Origin of the sequence: Streptomyces sp. SBT349 (assembly GCF_001083795.1) — a bacterium.
GTDB lineage: Bacteria > Actinomycetota > Actinomycetes > Streptomycetales > Streptomycetaceae > Streptomyces.
This window is the reverse complement of the sequence record NZ_LAVK01000663.1, coordinates 1-1460: the sequence shown is the minus strand read 5'-3', so window position 1 is coordinate 1460 and position 1460 is coordinate 1. Positions and strand designations below refer to the sequence as shown.

Here is a 1460-nt window from a genome sequence, read left to right as displayed (position 1 = left end):
GGATACCTGCGGGCCGGAGGGCCCCGCCCCCACGGCCCGCAGGTATCCGGTCCCCCCACGCGGTTGGAGAGGCTTTGGGCGGGAGCTGCGTTGGGGCGAGAGATCGGGGGCCCTTACGCTGGCCGGCGGATCGGGCCCCTGGGCCCCACCGCGTTGTCCCCGATCGGGCCCCGATCTTAGAGGCTCGCCCCAACGGGGCTGCCTAAAGCATCGGAAACCGCCCCAGCCACAAACGGCCAAGCCACCCGCAGGGCCTATCATGAAGCCCTTCGCGAGCCGGGAGGAGGCGCGGTGGCTGAGAGGCAGACGCGTCGCCGGCGGCGGGGGCACGGCGAGCTCGAAGCCCAGGTGCTGGCCGTTCTGCGAGCCGCCCCCGGGCCCGTCGGAGCCGCCTGGGTCCGCGACCGCGTCGCCGGTGGCCTCGCCTACACCACCGTCGTCACCATCCTGAGCCGCCTGCTGGTCAAGGGCGCGGTGCGCCGGGAGAAGGCGGGCCGTTCGTTCGTCTGGGCGCCGGCGGCCGACGAGGCCGGTCTCGCCGCCCTGCGCATGCGCCGCGTTCTCGACGGCGAGAGCGACCGTGAAGCGGTCCTCGCCCGGTTCGTCACCGCCCTCTCGCCCGACGACGAGCGGCTGCTGCGCTGCCTCCTCAACCACGCGGAGGACCCGGACGACGACTCGGAGGACGGCGAGTAGGAGCCATGGGGGTCTTCGTCTTCCTGCCGCTGGTGCTGCCGCTGACCGCCTGGCCGGTCGCCCGGCTGGCCGAGCAGCGCCTCCACCCCCGCACCGCGACGCTGATCCTCTCCACCGTGGCCGGCGTGCTCGCGCTGTGCTCCACCCTCTGCCTGGCCCTGGTGATGGTCGTGGGAACGGCCCAGCTCCCCGGGAACCCGCTGCCCGACGGCTGGTCCGACGCCGAGGTGCGCGATGCCGTCCCCTTCGAGGGGATCGCCGGCCGGGCCGCGATTCCCGCGCTGATCTGCGTGCTGACCGCCTGCGCCGCCACGCTCTGGCGGCACAGGCGCGTCCGCCGCCGGGCCGGGCGCGCCCTCCTCGGCATCTCCTCGTCCTCCGTCGCGGTCCTGCCCGACCCCGACGCGTACGCCTACGCGCTGCCCGGCGCCGCCCCCCGCATCGTCGTCTCCCGCGGCCTGCTCGACCGGCTGGCCCCGCGAGAGCGCCGCGCGCTGTTCGCCCACGAGCGGGCGCACCTGGCCGGGCGGCACCACCGGTTCCTGCTCGTGGTGCAACTGGCCGCGCGGGCGAACCCGTTCCTGCGCCCGCTGCGCACCGCCGTCGGGTACGCCACCGAGCGGTGGGCCGACGAGGACGCCGCCCGCGCGATCGGCGACCGGCGCCTGATGGCCCGCACCGTCGGCAAGGCCGCCCTCGTCTCCCGTGGCGCCCCGGCCGGGACCCTCGCCGGGCTCGCCTCGGCCCCGGGACCCGTGCCCCGC

At 76.2% G+C, this 1460-nt stretch carries 2 protein-coding genes; both read left to right on the top strand.

Going from position 1 to position 1460, the window contains the following annotated elements; translation table 11 throughout:
• The first annotated feature begins 291 nt into the window (after nt 1-291).
• Nucleotides 292-696: a BlaI/MecI/CopY family transcriptional regulator gene (locus ADY01_RS35625; RefSeq protein WP_049581033.1), complete on the top strand. Its 405-nt coding sequence runs from the start codon at nt 292-294 to the stop codon at nt 694-696.
• A gap of 5 nt (nt 697-701) precedes the next feature.
• Nucleotides 702-1460, top strand: a 759-nt coding sequence (locus ADY01_RS35620) for a M56 family metallopeptidase (RefSeq protein WP_049581032.1), incomplete at its 3' end; no start/stop codon positions are given.